This window comes from Mesorhizobium sp. P3_A10 (genome assembly GCF_056403175.1).
The window spans coordinates 212,309-231,007 of record NZ_JBFUFZ010000001.1; the positions used below are offsets into that span (position 1 = coordinate 212,309).

The following is an 18,699-nucleotide window of genomic DNA, read 5'->3' on the forward strand; positions in this document are numbered from 1 at the left end:
CGGAGAAGGCACAAGCCCTTACCAGGGCAATTAACCACCTATTAGAAGTAGAAAACCACAGTCAGGATTGAACTATCGGTAGTCCTGTTTTTGGGGGCAGTTGCCTTTTCTCGCCTATGTCAAACCCGCTTCGGATACGGCATGCCAGTCGTTCGTGACAGCCGGGCCAGGGTTTGATCGACGCAGAAGATCAGGCAATGCCTCCACAGAGATCGAAGGAAGCATCCGCTCATGATGCGTGTCATCTCCTGCGTGGCAATGGAACACAACCTCTGGCTGGTGCTCGTCGCGGCGGTGGTCTGCAGCGCCGGTTCCTGGGCGACGATCCGGCTGTTCCTGCGCGCCCACGAGGCCACCGGCCTGCAACAGGTCGGCTGGCATTTCCTGACCGCGGTCTGTGCCGGATCGTCGATCTGGTGCACCCATTTCGTCGCCATGCTGGCCTACGATCCGGGCGCACCCATCACATTCGATCCGGTGTTGACCATCGCATCGCTATTCATCGCGATTGCCGGAACGGCCGCTGGCTTCATCGCCGCTTCGGGCCACGCCCCGCGCATTGCCCCCATCGTCGGCGGCACCATTGTCGGCCTGGCGATCTCCGGCATGCACTATACGGGCATGGCGGCCTACCACGTCGACGGCCTGGTCGAATGGGACATGACCTATCTCGTGGCCTCGATCCTGCTGGCGGTGGTTTTTTCCTGCCTGGCGATCAACGTCGCCCTGAACGACCGTATATCGGGCCACAAATATCTGGCGGCGGCCATTCTGGTTCTGGCCATCGTCAGTCTGCATTTCACCGCCATGGCGGCGTTGCAGGTGACGCCGATGGCCATGCGCGGCGACTATACCGATCCCGCTGCCTTGCATGCCATGGCGCTTGGCGCCGCCGCTGTCGGGATGATGGTGGTCGGCACCGGCCTCGCCAGCTATCTGATCGATGATCGCACGCGCTCCGACGCCTTTCGGCGGCTGCACCATCTGGCGATGAACGATGCGCTCACCGGCCTGCCGAACCGGGCCAACTTCAACGACTATCTCGACCGCGAGATCGACCGCGCTAAGGAACTTGGTTGCAAGGTGGCGGTCGTCGGCATCGATCTCGACCGGTTCAAGGAGATCAACGACCTTTGGGGCCACGGTGCCGGCGATCTGGCGCTGAAAACCCTGGCGGGACGCATGAGTGCGCTGCTGCAGGAAGGCGAATTCGTCGCGCGTCTGGGCGGCGATGAGTTTGCCGGCATCAAACGCATGAAAGGCCAGTCGGACCTCGTCGACTTCGTGTCGCGGCTGGAGGCAGCGCTATCCGCGCCGCTCAGGATCGCCGACTTCGAAACCGCGACCGGCGCCAGCCTCGGAGTCGCGATCTATCCCAACGATGCGCACAACAGGGAAATCCTCGTCAACAACGCCGACCTGGCGATGTACCGCGCCAAGGCGAATATGACCCAGACTGTCTGCTTCTACGAGCAAGCCATGGACGAGGCCGTCCGTGCCAACCGCGCGCTGGCCAACGATCTGCGCGATGCCGTGGAAAACGGACAACTCGATCTGCACTATCAGGTGCAGACCTCGGTCCCGACCGGCGACATCAGAGGCTATGAAGCACTGCTGCGCTGGAAGCACCCGACACGCGGCAACATCCCGCCGCTCGATTTCATTCCGCTGGCGGAGGAGAACGGTCTCATTTTGCCTGTCGGCGAATGGGTTCTGCGCACCGCTTGCAGGGAGGCCGCCTCGTGGGAGCACCCATACAAGGTGGCGGTCAATCTCTCCCCGGTCCAGTTCGCTCATGCGGACCTGCCGAAACTCATTCATGAAATCCTGCTCGAGACCGGCCTGCGGCCAAGCCGGCTGGAGCTGGAAATCACCGAATCCACCATCATCGCCGACAAGAACCGCACCTTGAACATATTGCGGCGGATCAAGGCGCTGGGCGTCACCATTGCCATCGACGATTTCGGCACCGGCTATTCGTCCCTGGAAACGCTGCGCGCCTTTCCGTTCGACAAGATCAAGCTCGACCGGTCGTTCATGTCCGAGGTCGAGACCAGTCCGCAGGCCAAGGCCATCATCCGCGCGGTGCTGGCGCTTGGCCAGAGCCTCGACATCCCGGTCCTGGCCGAAGGCGTCGAGACGCCCAACCAGTTGTCGATCCTGCGCGCCGAAGGTTGCAACGAAGCGCAAGGTTTTCTTCTTGGACGGCCGGCGCCTTTTTGCGAAATTTTCGCGCTGGCGCATGGCGACCATGCCGCCTTTGCGATCAGGGTGGTGCCTGCCGAGCCGTCGTCTCGTCAGGCTGTCGCCTGACGCTATAGGTGTGCTGAGATTCAGGTCAGGCCGAGTCGAGAAGGGTGGGGCCGAGAACCGGCTTGCGCCGGCCGTAGGTAGTGCGTCAGTTTCCACTCGGAATCCGAGGCGATTTGTGGCAGGCCACGTGTAGTTGGGAAAGGCGCGGTTATCCCGGAGGAACCAAAGTGAGTGTCGTGAGCGGTGTGGTGCTTTGTACATCCTCTGCCGAAGACTGTTCGAGCCCGAACGGTCAGCCCGTTCTCTTTGAGCGCATACAGGAATGGCTGGCGGAGCGCGCCGGCCCCTTCCAACAACTTAACAGCGTCGAGGATAGCTTTGGCGGCAGCAAGCACCCGCAAATGTTTGTAGCCGGCGGCGGCTTCAACCATTTCCCTGAAGACGACTTTGCGGCCTACGTGATGTCGCTGCCTTGGCAAAACCCAGAAAACGTCGTGCTGGTGATCGAGCCCGAAGAAGGAGCGACCCGCGTCTTCAGGCACGAGAATTCAAACTGACGCAGTAACCGGCCGTAGCCTTAGTTGACACGCAACTCTCATAAATGGCTTCGGTCGGCGAAGGCTGGAAGCGCAGGGCCGAGCCATTCGCAGGCCGGCCTCACCTGAATTCAGTGCACCTATTTCGGCAGCGCGTAGGCCATCACATAGTCGCCCGGCTTGGTGCCGACCGAGCCATGGCCGCCGGCGACGATGACGACGAACTGGCGCCCATCGGCGACCGTATAGGTCATCGGCGTCGACTGGCCTCCGGCCGGCAGCCGCGCCTGCCAGAGCTGCTTGCCTGATGTCAGGTCATAAGCGCGGACATAGTCGTCGACAGCGGCTCCGAGGAAGGCGACGCCACCGGCGGTGATCATCGGCCCGCCAATGCCCGGCACGCCGACCTTGAGCGGCAGCGGCAGCGGCGTCATGTCGTAGACGGTGCCGTTGCGGTGCTTGTAGATGATCTTGCCGGTCCTCAGATCGACGCCCGCGACGTAGCCCCAGGGCGGTGCTTGGCACGGAATGCCTAGCGGCGACAGGAACGGCCCCATCACCACTGCATAAGGCGCGCCCTCGTTGCGGTTGAGCCCCTGTTCGCTGCCCTTGGTGTCGCTGGGCGGCGGCACGTCCGCGCGCGGCACAAGCCTGGACGTGAACGCCAGATAGGTCGGCATCCCGAACATCACCTGCCGCACCGGGTCGACCGCGACGCCACCCCAGTTGAAGGTGCCGAAATTGCCGGGATAGATCAGCGAGCCCTGCACGGAAGGCGGCGTGTAGCGTCCCTCATAACGCAGTTTCCTGAGTTCGATCCGGCAGGCCAGCTGGTCGAACATGGTGATGCCCCACATGTCGGCGCCGGTCAGCGGCTTCGGGTTGAAGCTGAGGTCGGAAGCCGGCTGTGTCGGCGAGGCATGATCGCCCTCGATGGCACCGCCCGGCGCCGGCACTTCCTTGACCGGAACGATCGGCTCGCCCGTGCGCCGGTCGAGCACATAGAGGTCGCCCTGCTTGGTCGGTCCGACCAGCGCCGGCACGACGCCGGCGGCGGTGGTGATGTCGACCAGCGTCGGCTGCGCCGGCACGTCCATGTCCCAGAGGTCGTGATGCACGGTCTGCCGCACCCAGCGCAATTGCCCGGTGGCGAGATCGAGCGCGGTGATGGAGGACGAAAACTTCTCGACATTGGCGCTGCGGCCCATGCCGAGCTGGTCCGGCGTCTGGTTGCCGAGCGGCACGTAGATGAGGCCGAGCTTCTCGTCGGCGCTCGCCGTCGACCACATGTTGGGTGAGTTGTTGGTGTAGGTCTGGCCCGCCGCCAGCGGCGTCGTCTGGTCTGGATTGCCGGAATCCCAGTTCCACACCAATGCGCCGGTGTCGACGTCGAAGGCGCGGATGACGCCTGACGGCTCCTGCGTCGAATAATTGTCGTTGACCGCACCACCGACGATGATCTTGCCGCCCGAAATCAGCGGCGCCGAGGTCGAATAATAATAGCCCGACTTCGGGTATGGCATGTTGGCGAGCAGGTTCAGCGTTCCGGCTTCCGCGAAGGACGGGCAGACCTGGCCGTTGGCGGCGTCAAGCGCGATCAGCCGCGCGTCGGATGTCGGCAGGTAGACGCGCGCAGCACATGGCTGGCCGGCGGTGATCTTGGCGTCGGCATAATAGGACACGCCCCGGCAGGTCTGGTGCTGGCGGTCCTTGTCGAGCTTGACCTTGGGATCGAAGCGCCATTTCTCCTTGCCGGTCGCGGCATCGATGGCGATGGCGAAATTGTGCGGCGTGCAGATGTAGAGGGCGTCGCCGATCTTCAAGGGCGTCACCTGGTAGGTCGTCTCGCCAATGTCGTCTGGGCCCTTCACGTCGCCGGTGCGGTAGGTCCAGGCCGGCTGCAGGGTGGCGACGTTGTCAGGGGTGATCTGGTCGAGCGGCGAATAGCGCTGGCCATATTGCGTGCGGCCATAGAAGTGCCATTCGCCTGCAGGCACGTTGCCGCCGAGATCGGCCGTCGGGGTCACCTTGTCGCTGCTGAGTTCGCCGGCCATGTCCTTTGGATCGGCGGTCATCGAGTAGCCGGCGACGGCGAGCGAGGCCAGCACCGCCAGGATGAGCGGCGCCCGCCCGTCAGGGCCGGTAAGGCCGCGCCGCGCCCACGGCGTCAACAGCCACAGCGCCAAAAGCACGATGATGCCGCCGCGCGGGCCGAGTTCCCACCAGTCGAAGCCGATTTCCCAGACCGCCCAGCAGAGCGTCCCGATGACGATCGCCGCATAAAGCCACAGCGCCGTGGATTTGCGCCTGTAGAGCAGCCAGGCTGCGATCAGGAAGGCGATGCCTGTGATGACGTAATACCAGCTGCCGCCCAGCATCGCCAACCGGATGCCGCCGCCGCCAATCACCAGTCCGATAACAGCCAGAATGAGGGCGGTAAGGACGGTTGCCATGACGACACTCCTTCGGGCGCAACAGGCGAGCGGCCTAAAACCGCCACCATGAAATGGAAACGTACCCCGCTTCCGATTCTATTTCATCCGCGGCCGCAGTTTTCCGTCCGCTGCTACGCGCTGTCAAATCAGGAGAGGCTAATGCTCCTTGGATGCAACCCCTACAGCTCGTGCCTGCTCTTGAGCCCGGATTCTCGCCTGGCATTCTTCTGCCGCTCACCGGGCAATGCTATGCTTTGCCGATGAAAGCCGATGCCGCCTCGCTGCTCGAACAGGCCCGCAATGCCTATGGGCGGCGCGCATGGGCAGATGCATTCGAACTTTTGCAGGCGACGGACGAAATCGCGCCGCTGGGCCCGGACGACCTGGAACGGCTGCTCTGGTCGGCGGGCATGCTGGACCGCGATGAGGACACCTTCGCCGCCGGCGCGCGTCTCTACGACATGCATATCGAAGCCGGCCGTGACGACCTCGCTGCCTACTGGGCATTCTTCCGTGGCTTCCGTCTTTTCGCGTTGGGCGAGGAAGGCCACGCAACGGCCATGATCCAGCAGGCGCAACGCCTGGCGGATGGCTTCGGCCGCGAGTGTGCGGCGCATGGCTACCTGGTGTTGCTGGCCGCGCAAAAGGAGCTCATGACCGGCAATGATCCGGCATCGGCAGTGCTGGCAAGACAGGCACTGGCGGTCGGCGAACGCTGTTGCGACACCGGCCTGATTGCCTTCGCGAGATGCTATCTCGGCCGTGCCCTTGTGCGGCAAGGCCGCATCGAGGAAGGCATCGCCTCGCTCGACGAGGCCATGCTGCCGGCTGCCGAAGGCAAGCTCTCGCCCATTGTCACTGGCCTCATCTACTGCAACGTCATCGCTGCGTGCCGGCAGGTCTATGCGCTCGACCGCTCGCGCGAATGGACCGACGCGCTGTCGGACTGGTGCGGAGCACAGCCGCAGTTGGTTCAGTTCCACGGCATCTGCATGCTGCACCGGGCTGAGATCCTGGAGTTGAACGGCGCCTGGCAGGAATCCATTGCCGAGGCGCGGCGCGCGACGCTGTCGCTGACCCATGCTATCGGCAACGAGATGGCGGCTGGCGCAGCCTACCAGGAGGCCGAAATCCATCGGCTGCGCGGCGAAGGCGCCGCCGCCGAGAAGCTCTACCGTACCGCCAGCCGGCTCGGCCTCGAACCGCAGCCCGGCATGGCGCTGCTGCGTCTCATGCAGGGCCATGCCGACCAGGCGGCTGCAACCATTCGCCGCGTGCTGGCCACGACCAAGGCCCCGCTGAGCCGGGCTCGCCTGCTGCCGGCGCTGGTCGAGATCATGATCGCGGCCGGCGCGGTCGACGAGGCGCGCGAGGCCTGCGGGGAATTGCAGGCGATCTCCAACCGCTTCGCCACCGACATTCTTGCCGCGATGGCCTCGCAGGCGAAAGGCGAAATCGAACTGGTGGAAGACAACCCGGCGGCAGCGCTCGGCCATTTCCGCGCCGCGCTGACGACCTGGCAGCGTGCCGGCGCGCCCTATCTGGAGGCACGTCTGCGCCTGCTGGCCGGGCAGGCCTGCCGCAGGCTCGGCGACGAGGACGGCGCCGGGCTTGAATTCGATGCCGCCCGGGCGGTCTTCACCGAACTTGGCGCCGCGCCCGACCTCGCCAGCGTCACTGCGCTGATCGGACCAACCAATTCGCGTTCGCACGGCCTGACCCGGCGCGAGGTCGAAGTGCTTGGCCTAGTCGCCACCGGCAAGACCAACAGGCTGATAGCAACCGAATTGGGCCTCAGCGAAAAGACCGTCGACCGGCATTTGAGCAACATATTCGACAAGCTGGCGGTCAATTCGCGCGCCGGCGCGACCGCTTACGCCTTCCAGAACGGCCTGGTTTGACGCCACGGCATGGGGGGAAATACCCATGCGTTTTCTTTTGCCTCGTGAGGGATCGCCCCGAAGCGCCGCCGTGCCGGTTCGCTATTTTCGCTCCATGATTGACGAAACCGCATGGAGACGATGATGAACCCGACTTCGATATCTGGCCCGACTTCAAGCAACGTGGCGAAACCGCATAGCCGCCGTGTCGGCATCACCGAGACCAGGGCGCGCGCCGGGGCGCTGCTGGAACAAGGGGTGGCATTCATGACACTGGAAGCCGGCGCATTGCAGGCAGTCGCAAGCCAGGCGCCGATCGGCGACGAAACGCGACCGGTGCCGAGAGAGGAACATGTCGATGTCGTCGTCATCGGCGCCGGACAGAATGGCCTTTCCGTCGGCTATCACCTCGCCCGCAAAGGCGTGAAGTTCGTCATCCTGGAGACGCGCGAGCGCGTCGGCGACATCTGGCGTTCGCGCTGGGATTCGCTGCGCCTGTTCACACCGGCGCGCTTCGACGGCCTGATCGGCATGCCCTTCCCCGCCGCCCGCTACTCGTTCCCGACAAAGGACGAGATGGCCGACTATCTTGAAGCCTATGCAAGAAAGTTTTCCTTGCCGGTGCGCACCGGCGTCAAGGTCGACGAGGTGACCCGCATCGACGGCCGCTACGTCGTGACGGCTGGCCGGACCCGGTACATCGCCAGTCACGTCGTGACCGCGGCCTCGAGTTACCAGAAACCGAAGATCCCGGATTTTGCCGCGTCGCTCGATCCGTCGATCCGGCAACTGCATTCGGTCGCTTACAAGAACCCCGAGCAGCTCAAGCCGGGCAGCGTGCTATTGGTCGGCGCCAGCAATTCGGGTGCGGAAATCGCCATCGACATCGCTTCTACCCATCAGGTCTGGCTGGCCGGACGGCATCCCGGCAACATCCCGGTGGCCTACAATGGGTATTTCGCCATGCGTTTGATCTTGCCGATCGTCTTCCGCATCGTCTTCCACCGGCTGCTCACGGTCGATACGCCAATGGGCCGCAAGGCCAAACCTGGGCAGCTCGCCCACGGCCTGCCGCTGATCCGGGTCAAACCTCGGGATCTGGATGCCGCCGGCGTGCGCCGGGTCGCCCGCGTTGCCGGCGTCCGCGACGGCAAACCGCTGCTCGACGACGGTCAGACCCTCGACGTTTCGAACGTCATCTGGTGCACCGGGTTCCGTGCCGGTCTGGACTGGATCAAACTGCCGATCTTCGACGGCAACGGCCGGGTGAAACAGTATCGCGGCGCTGTGGAGGGCGAACCCGGCCTCTATGTCTGCGGCCTGCACTTCCAGCACTCGACCTCCTCCACCATGATCCATGGCGCGGCACGCGATGCCGGCTATGTCGCCGACAAGATCAGCGAACGGATGCGGGCGGCCGCGAGGTAAGGCCGGGCGGGTTTTGCACAGCTTGCCGGGCGCCGGGGCGACAATATTCGCACGGCGCCCGGGAATCTGGCTTCCAAACCAGAACAAAACGTAGACACTTCTGGCCTTTCGCCACCGAATCACTACATTCGGGGGCGATGTCCGGCTTTTCGGAAGACATGCCTTTTTTTGACGAACCGAACGCGCGGCCCACGGCCCCGTCGGGCATAGCCGCGCGCGCCATGGCGGCCCGCAGCGGCCACAACAATGCGCCCGATTATCTGAACGGCCTCAACCCCGAGCAGCGGCTGGCGGTGGAAACCACCGAAGGCCCGGTTCTGGTGCTGGCCGGCGCCGGCACCGGCAAGACGCGTGTCTTGACCACCCGCATCGCCCACATCCTCGCCACCGGCAAGGCCTTCCCGTCGCAGATCCTCGCCGTCACCTTCACCAACAAGGCCGCGCGCGAGATGAAGCAGCGCATTGGCCTCCTGGTCGGCGAAGCGGTGGAAGGCATGCCCTGGCTCGGCACCTTCCACTCGATCGGCGTCAAGCTGCTGCGTCGTCACGCGGAACTCGCCGGGCTCAGATCCGATTTCACCATCCTCGACACCGACGATGTCGTGCGCCTGATCAAGCAGTTGATCCAGGCCGAGGGACTGGACGACAAGCGCTGGCCGGCCAAGCAGTTCGCGCAGATGATCGACGGCTGGAAGAACAAGGGGCTTGGCCCCGCCGACATTCCCGAGGGCGACGCCCGCGCCTTCGCCAACGGCAAGGGCCGCGAGCTCTACAAGGCCTATCAGGAGCGGCTGAAGACGCTGAACGCATGCGACTTCGGCGACCTTTTGTGCCACCCGATCCGCATCTTCCGCGCCAATCCGGATGTGCTGAAGGAATACCACAAGCGCTTCAGATACATCCTCGTCGACGAATACCAGGACACCAACACGGCGCAATACATGTGGCTGCGGCTGCTGGCGCAGCGGCCGGAAGGCAAGCCAATCTCCCCCCAAGTGGGGGAGATGTCCGGCAGGACAGAGGGGGGCGCCTCGCGCGACAGGTCAGCTGTTAACATCTGCTGCGTCGGCGACGACGATCAGTCGATCTACGGCTGGCGCGGCGCCGAGATCGACAACATCCTGCGCTTCGACAAGGATTTCCCCGGCGCCACCATCATCCGGCTGGAGCGAAACTATCGCTCCACCGCGCATATCCTCGGCACCGCCTCTCACCTCATCGCCCACAATGAGGGCCGCTTCGGCAAGACGCTGTTCACCGAAAAAATCGCCGAAGACGACGAGAAGGTGCATGTCCATGCCGCCTGGGATTCCGAGGAGGAGGCGCGTGCCGTCGGCGAGACCATCGAGTCTTACCAACGCGCCAAGCACAATCTGAACGACATGGCGATCCTTGTCCGCGCCTCCTTCCAGATGCGTGAGTTCGAGGACCGTTTTGTCACGCTCGGCCTCAACTACCGCGTCATCGGCGGCCCGCGCTTCTACGAGCGCCTCGAAATCCGCGACGCGCTGGCCTTCTTCCGCGTTGTCGCGCAAGGCGCCGACGATCTCGCTTTCGAGCGCATCGTCAATGTGCCGAAGCGCGGTCTGGGCGAAGCCACCATCCGCCAGATCCATGACACCGCGCGCGCACTGCGCATCCCGATGCTTGAGGCGGCGACGAAACTCGCCGAAAGCGACGAGCTGAAGCCAAAGCCGCGCGCGGCACTGCGCGAGGTATCGGCCAATTTCGAGCGCTGGCAGAAGGCGCTGGAAACCACGCCGCACACCGAGCTCGCCGAGACCATTCTGGAGGAGAGTGGCTACACCGACATGTGGAAGAACGACCGCTCGGTCGAAGCCCCCGGCCGGCTGGAAAACCTGAAGGAGCTGATCCGCTCCATGGAGGAGTATGAATCGCTGCGCTCCTTCCTCGAGCACGTCGCGCTGGTGATGGATGCCGAGCAGAATGCCGAGCTCGACGCCGTCAACATCATGACGCTGCATTCGGCCAAGGGCCTCGAATTCGAAACCGTTTTTCTCCCCGGCTGGGAGGAAGGCCTGTTTCCGCACCAGCGCGCGCTCGATGAAGGCGGCCGCTCCGGGCTGGAGGAAGAGCGCCGCCTCGCCTATGTCGGCCTCACCCGCGCCAAGAAGAACCTGCACCTCTGGTTCGTCTCCAACCGCCGTATCCACGGGCTCTGGCAGTCGACCATCCCGTCGCGCTTCCTCGAAGAGTTGCCGAACGACCATATCGAGGTCGCCGAAAGCGGCAACTCCTACGGCGGCTATGGCAATTCCTATGGCGGTGGTTCCTTTGCCTCGGGACGTGGTGGCCAAGGGGCAGGAAGACAGAACCCCTACGGCGCCTCACGCTTCGACAATGTTGGCGCCGACACCGAAAAATCCGGCGCCTTCTCCAACACCTATGCGACGCCGGGTTGGCAGCGCGCGCAGGCCAACCGCACCGAGGCGACCGATCGCAACTGGGGCTCGCGCTCCGGCCACCAGGTCGAGCGCATCGGCTATGGCGAGACGGACTCGGGCTACGGCGCCGGCCGCACCAGCGTCAAAGGCCGAACCATCGACGGCGAACTAGTCGCCAAATCCGTCGCCGACACGCCATCGGCCTTCAGCGTTGGCGACCGCGTCTTCCACCAGAAATTCGGCAACGGCAATATTTCCGCCATCGAAGGCAACAAGCTGACCATCGACTTCGACAAGGCCGGCCAGAAACGTGTCCTGGACGGGTTTGTCGCGGCTGTGTGACGCCCTGCCAAACTCTTCATTCCCACCTCGGCTACAAACAACCGCTCTCACCGATACCGCGCCTGGTTCCACTTATGCCCCAGCAGCGACAGGATGATGATCAGGCCGTTGAAGAACTGGACGTAGAAGCCGCTCAGGCCCGCTGCCACGACACCGGTCTGGATGAACGACACGGTGACCGCACCGATGGCGCCACCGACGACGGTGCCGATGCCGCCCCAGGTCGGCGTTCCCCCGACGAACACCGATGCCAGCACCGGCAGCAGATAGCCGTCGCCCGAGGTCGGCCACCAGGTGAAGTTGATCATCACCGAAAATGTGCCGGCGATCGCAGCACCGATGCCGACGAAGACGAACACTTTCACCCGCACGCGCTTGACGTCGATGCCCATCTGCTGGGCGCTGTCAGGGTTGTCGCCGACCACTTTCACCTGTGCGCCGAAGCGGTGCCTGTTGTAGAGCAGCGCCGACAGCACGACGAAGGCGATCGCCCAGAAGATTTGCACCGGGATGCCGTAGATCTGGCTGGAGAAGATCTTATAGGCCCAGCTGTCGGCAAGGCTGGTCAGCGCCGTCGACCTGCCCTCGTTGATGATCTGGATCAGGCCGCGCAGCAGGAAATTCATGCCGAGCGTGGCGATCAGCGACGACAGCCCGCCATAGACCACCAGCGACCCCACCAGGAAGCCGAGCAGCATGCCGGTGACCAGTGCGGCGGCGATGCCCAGGAACGGATCGTAGCCGGCCTGCACCACCAGCGCGAAGACCCATGAGGCAAAGCCCATGGTCGCTGGAAACGACAGGTCGATTTCGCCGCAAGTGACGACGAAGACCAGCGGCACCACCACGAACAGCGCCACCGGCAGCGTGGTCAGCACCGAACTGTAGAGATACCAGGTGGTGAAGACAGCCGGGTTGGCGGCCATGAACACCGCCATCATCACCACGAACACGCCGAGCGTGCCGAGCGAAGCGCGGTTGTCCAGGATGAAGCCGCGCATCCACTGATCGGATGGGTGCTTCCATTCTTTCTGGGGGTTGCCCTGGAGGGGAATGCCGGCCGACGGCTCGTGCAGATCGGGCTCCATGGTCTTGCTCATCGTGTTGCCTGCTCCGCTTCGCCAGCGTCGCGCAATCCGGCCAGTCCGCCCGGATGCGCGACGTCTTCCATGAAGTTGATGAGATCTTCGGCCGATTTGACCTCGCGCCGGTCGGCGCTGAGCGCGACCTTGCCGCGATCGATCACCACGAAACGATCGGCGATGTCGAAGACATGATGGATGTTGTGGCCGATGAACAGGATCGAGCGGCCGCTCGCCCGCACCTGGCGCACGAAATGGAACACCTTGGCTGTCTCGGTCAGCGACAGCGCCGTCGTCGGCTCGTCGAGGATGATCAGGTCCGCCTGCTTGTAGATGGCGCGCGCAATCGCCACGCCCTGGCGTTCGCCGCCCGAGAGCTGGCCAACGATCGACTGCGGCGTGAACACTTTCGAGGTGAAGCCGATCTCGCGCATCAGCCGGCTCGCCTCCTCGATTTCCTTGTTGACCTTGAGCCAACCCATGAAGCCGGTGAGCTCGCGGCCCATGAAGATGTTGCGCACGATGGTTTGTTGCACGGCCAGCGCCCGGTCCTGGAACACCGTCTCGATGCCGGCCTCGCGGGAGCGCGCCGCACTCCACCCGGTCACCGGCTTGCCGCGGATGAGGATTTCGCCGCTGGTCGGCTTGACCACGCCCGACAGGATCTTGATCAGCGTCGACTTGCCGGCGCCATTGTCGCCGATCAGGCCGACCACCTCGCCGCGATCGACGCTGAGATTGACCCCGCCCAGCGCATAGACCTGGCCATAGGATTTCTTGATGTCGCGCAGTTCGATAATGCGTTCGGCCATCGTATCCTCGCTTGATTGTCGCTTGCCGGCCTCTTTGCCGGCGGCCCCGCCGGCCGGGCGAAATCCCGGCCGGCAGCCTTGGGAGGTCAGCGCAGCGCCTGCTTGGCCAGCTCGGCGACGATCTCGTAATTGTCAGGTGTGACGAAGCCGGCGCCGGTGTCGACATTCATCGGCGCCAGACCCAGCACCAATTGCTGGCAGAGGCTGAGGATCGGCAGATAGCCCTGCATGAAAGGCTGCTGGTCGGCGGTCAGTTGTACCCAGCCGCCCTTGAAGGCCTCAACGATCTGCGGGCTGGTGTCGAAGCCGAAGTTGAAGATGTCGCCCGCCTTCCTGCCTGCGGCCTGCATGTAGGTCGGCACATTGCCGAGCATCTGCCCGCCGGGATAGCCGACCGCCTTGACGCCGGGATTGTTGAGCAGCGCGGCGGTGATCACCGGGATCGCCAGATTCGGATCGGCTGCCCATTCGGTTTGAGAGTTGATTTGGACGACATCGACGCCGGCCTCTTTCAGTGCGGCGACCGTCCCACGCTCACGTGCGCCCCGACTCTCGTTTTCGAACGGGCCGATCATGATCGCCTTGTCGCCGGATTTCAGCCCGGCCAACTTGAACGCCTCGGCGCCGAGCGCGCGTCCCTGCTGCTCCTGCTGGGCGCCGACATAGCCGCCGCCGAACGCCGCCGTCACCGTCGGCACCGGCACGTTCTGGTACATCATCTTGATGCCGTCCTTATGCGCCTGTTCGGCGAGCGGCATGATTGCGGCGTCGCCCGGATGGCCCATCATGGCGATGCCGCCAGGCTTGACCGCGACCGCTTCGCGTAGTTGCTGCACCATCTTTTCGACGTCCCAGCCGGAGAAGATGTAATCGACCTTCGGCCCGAGATCGGCCTCGGCCTGCTTGGCGCCATTATAGACGATGGTGCCAAAGGCGTCGCCCTCGGCGCCGCCGACGAAGAAGCGGATGTGGACGTTCTTGCACCATTTGGCGTCGAGCGCCTGCGCGGGCAAGGTCGAGATCGCAGCGGCGAGCGCCGTGGCGGCGGCCACGACGGTCGAGCGCAGAAGTGTCCTTCTCATCGTCATGCTCATGCACTTATCCTCCCTTTGTTCCCTCGCAAGCCGAGGGGTTTCGACGATCGGCAATACGCCGCAATCTTCGCTGGCCGGCACCTCCCGCCGGCCCGCACTCACACCGGATTCGGCAAGAAGCTGGCACCTCCCCGGCATTGCTTGAGATAGTCCAGCGCCCGCACCTGGCCGGTGATTTCGAGATCGTCGCGATAGACCGGATCGTGCCAGCCTTCGATGTCGATGGCGCCCTTGTAGCCGGCCAGCCGCAATTCGCTGATCACCCGCGTCCAGTCGCTGTCGCCGAAGCCCGGCGTGCGCATCTGCACGAATGGCAGCCGGCCGAACACGCCATGCTCGCTGATCACGTCCCAGCGCACCGTCGCGTCCTTGCCGTGCACGTGGAAGATGCGCGGCGCCCATTTGCGGATCTGCGGCATCGGATCGATCAAATAGACGAGCTGGTGGCAGGGCTCCCATTCCAAGCCGAGATTATCGTTGGGCAATTCGTTGAACATCAGCTCCCAGGCGTCCGGATTGTGGGCGATGTTCCAGTCGCCCGCCGCCCAATTGCCGTCCATGGCGCAGTTCTCGAAGGCGATGCGCACACCCTTGTCGGCGGCGCGCCTGGCCAGTGGCCCCCAAACCTCCTTGAAGCGCGGCAGGCTTTCCGGCAGCGGCTTGCCGCGAAGGCGGCCGGTGAAACCGCTGACCGTTGAGGCGCCGAACAGATGCGCGTTGTCGATCACTGTTTCCCAGGCCTGGAGCACACCGCGATCGACATCGCCGCTTTCCAGTGGATTGCCAAACACGCCGAGCGAGGAGACCGTGACGTCGGCATCGCCGATCGCCTCGGCAATCTCACCGGCAAGCCGCGGCAGATCCTTGCCGCCCAGCGTCTGCCAGAAGAAAGGCTGGATGCTCTCGAAGCCGAGCGGCAGAATCGCCTTGATATAGGCGGCCGGGTCTTCGAGATTGGCCCGCACCATTGTGCCGATCCTGATGTCGAGAAGCGGGTTTGGCATCATTGTTGTTCCTGTGAAGTGATCGCCACCCGGCGCCCGGTCTCGGCGCTCTCGATGGCGCCAAAAACCATGGCCAAGCTTTTGATGTTGTCGGAGCCGCGCGTTTCCGGCTCGGTGCCGGTCTCGATGGCGCGCATGAAATCCTGGATGATGCCGAGATGGCCGCCAATGCGGTCAGCGGGATCGAGTGGCGGCACGATGATCGGCTCCATTTTGTCGAACAGGCCCTCGCGGACCGACAACACAACTTCCGCCTTCAGCCCCTCCTCGCCGTCCCAGACCAGGCTGCCGTGCTCGGCGACGATGCGCCAGGTGCTCTCCCAACTCGTGCGGAAGCCGGCGGCGCACCAGCTGCCGGCATAGGTGAACCGCTTGCCGCCGCCGAGATCGAAGACCGCGCTGGCCGACGATCCCTGCCGGTACCAGGAATTGGCCGGCTCCCATTCCTGGCAGTAGACGCCGGCCGGCTCGCCGGCGACCATGTAGCGGGCGGCGTCAAAGGTGTGGATCGCCATGTCGAGCAGCAGCACATGCGCCATCTCTTCGCGAAAGCCGCCGAAATGCGGGGCGACGAAGAAGTCGGCATGGATGCTGGTTGGCGCTCCGATGGCGCCGGAATCAAGAAAGCGCCTGATGCGCCTGACATTGGCGACGTAGCGCCGGTTCTGCACGACGGCATGGATACGCCCGGCACTGCGCGCCGCCTCGACGATGGCGCGCGCATTCTCCGGAGTGTCGGCGAGCGGCTTTTCGGTCAGCAGATGGCAATTATGGGCAAAGGCGGAGAATGCAACGTCGCGTCGCGCGGCGGGAACAACCACATCGAAGACAGCATCGGGTCGGGTCTGGTCGAGCACCGCGTCGAGGCTGGTGCCGATGACGGCACCGGCAAGGTCGTATTCGCGCGCCCTCGCCTTCGCCCTGTCGGCGTCAAGGTCGACAAGGCCGACAATGGCGAGCCCGGCAATCTGCCTGGCTGCATCAAGCCAGGCCTTGCTCATAGCTCCGCAACCGACCAGGACGACGTTGATCATCCAGCACTCCTCCCTCTCGGCCCCTCCAGACCGGTCTTCACGGCATTCACGGCTTGACCGTAAACGTTTTTCCGTAAACGTTTACGAGAACACACCCGATGGCGTAGAATGTCAATCGCCCGTTCGTAAAAATCGTCTTATCGCCTTGGCCTGAGCGGCCGCCGGTGATAGCGAGGGTTGGGGGAGAACTGTCCTTTGGCGTCCAGCATTCACGACCTTGCACGGCACCTGAACATTTCGATCGGCACCGTATCGCGGGCGCTGAACGGCCGCGCCGACGTCAATGCCGATACGCGTCAGCGCGTGCTGGCGGCGGCCAAGACGCTGAACTATTCGCCGAACCAGTCCGGCCGCAGTCTGCGCCAGGGCGCCACCCATTCGATCGCCTTCATGCTGCAACCGCATCCGGGCGACCAGCAATATGGCGAGCCGTTCTTCATTCCGTTCCTGATCGGGCTGCAGGCCAAACTGGCTGAGAGCGGGCTCGACCTGACTGTGGTGATGGGCGCGCCCGGCGACTATCAGTCGGAGCGTCTGCGCCGTGTCGTCGAAACGCGCCGGGCCGATGCTGTGGTGCTGGCCTGGACGCGGCGCGAGGACGAGCGCATCGATTACCTGACCCAGGCCGGCTTCCCCTTCGCCACGCTCGGCCGCAGCCGCTCCGGCGCCAAGTCCTACCCGTCTCTCGACCTCGACTTCGAAAAGGCCGGTGCCGAGGCGGTCGACCGGCTGGTGGCGCGCGGCCACCGCCGCATCGCAGCCATCCGCCCGTCGCTTGACCTCAATTTCGGCTATCTGTTTCTCGACGGCTATCGCAAGGCCCTGCGGCGGCATGGCATCGAGGTCGACCCCGCCCTGATCGCCTCTGGCTTCATCAACGAGGCCGGCGGCTACGAAGTGACACCGCAGGTCATGCGCTCCAAGCCGACCGCCATCATCTTCAACAATGACGCGATGGCGCTTGGCGGCTGCAAGGCGCTGGCCGAGATGGGCATCAAGCCCGGCCACGACATGGCGGTGACCGTCATCGTCGACACGCCGCTCTGTCGCTATTTCTCGCCAGCGCTGACCGCCTTCCGCCCGGCGCTGGAGCCGATGGGCCAAAGGCTCGCCGAAATTCTGCTGGCCTCGATCCCGGCCTTCGCCGGCCCGGACGGCCCGCGCATCATCCGCGAGGTCTGGCCATTGGAGCTGGTGGCAAGGGATAGCGATTGATCATGGCTGAAAGGGAGTGGGGGTTGGCTGGTGACATGCCTTGACCTGCCAACACATTTCTAACTTTCCTCTTGCGAGGGAGCTTGCTTATAGCAGCTGTGGAGCGCATTTTGCAGCAATAAAGGGAGGGGTAAATGGCTACTAAGCTTACAATTTCTCAGATGCCTGCTGTTGAGGTCCTCAAGAAGGATCTCATAATCGATGTTGAACAAGACAATGATAAACTAGGGGAATTTCGATTCAGCAAAGGCTCAGTCGACTTTTATGCCAAGGGAGCAAAGAAAGCGCATCACAGAGTGTCTTGGAAAGAACTTTCCGAGCTTATAATCAAGCACGGCGAGAAAAAGAACTGACCCTATCGCTCCAGAGGGGTGATTGGAGAGGATCATGTCTTCGAACGCGACGTCGGTTGTAAGGCTTGGACGTGTTCTAGCTGGCGCAACTCCGTTCAAAAACGGAAATATAAACGACACATACCGTGGTGCGGTATTTACAGAATTTGGGGTTCAGACCGCGATCATCAAAGATCTCGAAACGAAAGAACTCGCGAATGAAGTGATGAGCGCCGCGGTTGGCTTGCTGCTTGGCCTTCCAATCCCGGCGCCAGTTCTCGCTTGGGCCGGTAATGATCGTCTTGCTGCAAAGAAGGTGACGGACGGCTGGTTTACGCGAGCATCGACGTCGCACAGCCTCAGGTAGCAATGTTGTACAATCAGGGAGGCGGCAGAAAGATTCTTGAGCGCCTCGCCGCCTGGCGCGACCTTGGGAGTTTGTACGGTTTCGATGCGCTCGTCGCGAATATCGATCGGCACTGGGGCAATGTGCTTTTTTCGGGCGACCAGGAGGTCTGGTTGATTGATCATGGCCACTGCTTTACCGGCCCGAGTTGGACTCCAAGCGACCTCGCGCTCCCGGACAGAATGCTTGATAGCCGTCTCAATGAATGGTTGACACCTATGTTGGACAATAAGCGACGTGCAGAAACGGCTTCGGAAGCTGCAAATATCGAGACTGCCGCCGCAAGATTGGATTTACCGGACGTCGCAACCGCCAACCACATGGAAGATTTATTGAGTGGAGCAGATCTACATGCCGTGTTGGCGTTCTTGAGAGGAAGGTGTCCGCACGTTCCTCGCTTGGCTGCGCAGTCGCTCGGCATAAATCAAATGGTTTGACAAT

Annotated in this window: 15 protein-coding genes; 9 read left to right on the plus strand and 6 right to left on the minus strand. The window is 63.5% G+C overall.

Features of this window, described 5'->3' with window-relative positions; genetic code table 11:
* Positions 1–231: 231 nt before the first annotated feature.
* Both AC1DXU_RS01070 and AC1DXU_RS01075 read left to right on the plus strand, forming a co-directional pair.
* Entirely contained in the window at positions 232–2,313 is a 2,082-nt protein-coding gene (locus tag AC1DXU_RS01070) for a putative bifunctional diguanylate cyclase/phosphodiesterase (RefSeq protein ID WP_477363231.1), read from the plus strand.
* Between the two features lie 167 nt (positions 2,314–2,480).
* Positions 2,481–2,810: a hypothetical protein gene (locus tag AC1DXU_RS01075; RefSeq protein WP_477323448.1), complete on the plus strand. Its 330-nt coding sequence runs from the start codon at positions 2,481–2,483 to the stop codon at positions 2,808–2,810.
* Positions 2,811–2,929: 119 nt separating this feature from the next.
* Here the strand turns inward: AC1DXU_RS01075 and AC1DXU_RS01080 are convergent, their stop codons facing one another.
* The gene (locus tag AC1DXU_RS01080) at positions 2,930–5,242 is read right to left on the minus strand and encodes a glucose/quinate/shikimate family membrane-bound PQQ-dependent dehydrogenase (protein WP_477363234.1); all 2,313 of its coding nucleotides are present in this window, start codon (positions 5,240–5,242) and stop codon (positions 2,930–2,932) included.
* Positions 5,243–5,484: 242 nt separating this feature from the next.
* Between AC1DXU_RS01080 and AC1DXU_RS01085 the strand changes: the two genes are divergently transcribed.
* The 3 genes from AC1DXU_RS01085 to AC1DXU_RS01095 all read left to right on the plus strand — a co-directional run bounded on the left by AC1DXU_RS01085 (position 5,485) and on the right by AC1DXU_RS01095 (position 11,279).
* A complete protein-coding gene (locus AC1DXU_RS01085; RefSeq protein ID WP_477363237.1) occupies positions 5,485–7,125 on the plus strand; it encodes a LuxR C-terminal-related transcriptional regulator in 1,641 nt (546 codons plus the stop codon).
* 123 nt (positions 7,126–7,248) lie between these two features.
* Positions 7,249–8,532: a flavin-containing monooxygenase gene (locus AC1DXU_RS01090; RefSeq protein WP_477363240.1), complete on the plus strand. Its 1,284-nt coding sequence runs from the start codon at positions 7,249–7,251 to the stop codon at positions 8,530–8,532.
* Positions 8,533–8,669: 137 nt separating this feature from the next.
* On the plus strand, positions 8,670–11,279 hold the full coding sequence (locus AC1DXU_RS01095; protein ID WP_477363243.1) for an ATP-dependent helicase: 2,610 nt from the start codon (positions 8,670–8,672) through the stop codon (positions 11,277–11,279).
* 47 nt (positions 11,280–11,326) lie between these two features.
* On the opposite strand, the gene AC1DXU_RS01100 is transcribed toward AC1DXU_RS01095, so the two are convergent.
* From AC1DXU_RS01100 to AC1DXU_RS01120, 5 genes are all read right to left on the minus strand, one after another.
* The gene (locus AC1DXU_RS01100; RefSeq protein WP_477363246.1) at positions 11,327–12,379 is read right to left on the minus strand and encodes an ABC transporter permease; all 1,053 of its coding nucleotides are present in this window, start codon (positions 12,377–12,379) and stop codon (positions 11,327–11,329) included.
* Entirely contained in the window at positions 12,376–13,173 is a 798-nt protein-coding gene (locus AC1DXU_RS01105) for an ATP-binding cassette domain-containing protein (protein WP_477363249.1), read from the minus strand. Before AC1DXU_RS01105 ends, AC1DXU_RS01100 begins: the two co-directional genes overlap by 4 nt.
* 86 nt (positions 13,174–13,259) lie before the next feature.
* Complete coding sequence (locus tag AC1DXU_RS01110) at positions 13,260–14,267, minus strand: substrate-binding domain-containing protein (RefSeq protein WP_477363252.1); 1,008 nt, start codon at positions 14,265–14,267, stop codon at positions 13,260–13,262.
* A gap of 98 nt (positions 14,268–14,365) precedes the next feature.
* Entirely contained in the window at positions 14,366–15,271 is a 906-nt protein-coding gene (locus tag AC1DXU_RS01115; protein WP_477363255.1) for a sugar phosphate isomerase/epimerase family protein, read from the minus strand.
* Positions 15,271–16,305, minus strand: coding sequence for a Gfo/Idh/MocA family protein (locus tag AC1DXU_RS01120; RefSeq protein ID WP_477363258.1), 1,035 nt, complete (start codon positions 16,303–16,305; stop codon positions 15,271–15,273). Before AC1DXU_RS01120 ends, AC1DXU_RS01115 begins: the two co-directional genes overlap by 1 nt.
* A 195-nt stretch (positions 16,306–16,500) precedes the next feature.
* Between AC1DXU_RS01120 and AC1DXU_RS01125 the strand changes: the two genes are divergently transcribed.
* The 4 genes from AC1DXU_RS01125 (at position 16,501) to AC1DXU_RS01140 (ending at position 18,695) form a co-directional block, all read left to right on the plus strand.
* On the plus strand, positions 16,501–17,520 hold the full coding sequence (locus AC1DXU_RS01125; protein WP_477363261.1) for a LacI family DNA-binding transcriptional regulator: 1,020 nt from the start codon (positions 16,501–16,503) through the stop codon (positions 17,518–17,520).
* Positions 17,521–17,654: 134 nt separating this feature from the next.
* A complete protein-coding gene (locus AC1DXU_RS01130; protein WP_477363264.1) occupies positions 17,655–17,873 on the plus strand; it encodes a hypothetical protein in 219 nt (72 codons plus the stop codon).
* A gap of 34 nt (positions 17,874–17,907) precedes the next feature.
* Positions 17,908–18,219 carry a hypothetical protein gene (locus AC1DXU_RS01135; protein WP_477363267.1) on the plus strand — a complete coding sequence of 104 codons (312 nt, stop codon included), beginning with the start codon at positions 17,908–17,910 and terminating at the stop codon, positions 18,217–18,219.
* Between the two features lie 5 nt (positions 18,220–18,224).
* Positions 18,225–18,695 (plus strand): hypothetical protein, encoded by a 471-nt coding sequence (locus AC1DXU_RS01140; RefSeq protein ID WP_477363270.1) that lies wholly within the window; start codon positions 18,225–18,227, stop codon positions 18,693–18,695.
* Positions 18,696–18,699 lie beyond the last annotated feature (4 nt).

What these genes read in the sequence shown, in the direction of transcription:
- AC1DXU_RS01115 (WP_477363255.1), bottom strand. Translation starts at nt 15,271, where the DNA reads ATGCCAAACCCGCTTCTCGACATCAGGATCGGCACAATGGTGCGGGCC.
- AC1DXU_RS01120 (WP_477363258.1), bottom strand. Translation starts at nt 16,305, where the DNA reads ATGATCAACGTCGTCCTGGTCGGTTGCGGAGCTATGAGCAAGGCCTGG.
- AC1DXU_RS01130 (WP_477363264.1), top strand. Translation starts at nt 17,655, where the DNA reads ATGGCTACTAAGCTTACAATTTCTCAGATGCCTGCTGTTGAGGTCCTC.
- AC1DXU_RS01100 (WP_477363246.1), bottom strand. Translation starts at nt 12,379, where the DNA reads ATGAGCAAGACCATGGAGCCCGATCTGCACGAGCCGTCGGCCGGCATT.
- AC1DXU_RS01135 (WP_477363267.1), top strand. Translation starts at nt 17,908, where the DNA reads ATGTCTTCGAACGCGACGTCGGTTGTAAGGCTTGGACGTGTTCTAGCT.
- AC1DXU_RS01095 (WP_477363243.1), top strand. Translation starts at nt 8,670, where the DNA reads ATGTCCGGCTTTTCGGAAGACATGCCTTTTTTTGACGAACCGAACGCG.
- AC1DXU_RS01110 (WP_477363252.1), bottom strand. Translation starts at nt 14,267, where the DNA reads ATGAGCATGACGATGAGAAGGACACTTCTGCGCTCGACCGTCGTGGCC.
- AC1DXU_RS01080 (WP_477363234.1), bottom strand. Translation starts at nt 5,242, where the DNA reads ATGGCAACCGTCCTTACCGCCCTCATTCTGGCTGTTATCGGACTGGTG.
- AC1DXU_RS01105 (WP_477363249.1), bottom strand. Translation starts at nt 13,173, where the DNA reads ATGGCCGAACGCATTATCGAACTGCGCGACATCAAGAAATCCTATGGC.
- AC1DXU_RS01070 (WP_477363231.1), top strand. Translation starts at nt 232, where the DNA reads ATGATGCGTGTCATCTCCTGCGTGGCAATGGAACACAACCTCTGGCTG.
- AC1DXU_RS01090 (WP_477363240.1), top strand. Translation starts at nt 7,249, where the DNA reads ATGAACCCGACTTCGATATCTGGCCCGACTTCAAGCAACGTGGCGAAA.
- AC1DXU_RS01085 (WP_477363237.1), top strand. Translation starts at nt 5,485, where the DNA reads ATGAAAGCCGATGCCGCCTCGCTGCTCGAACAGGCCCGCAATGCCTAT.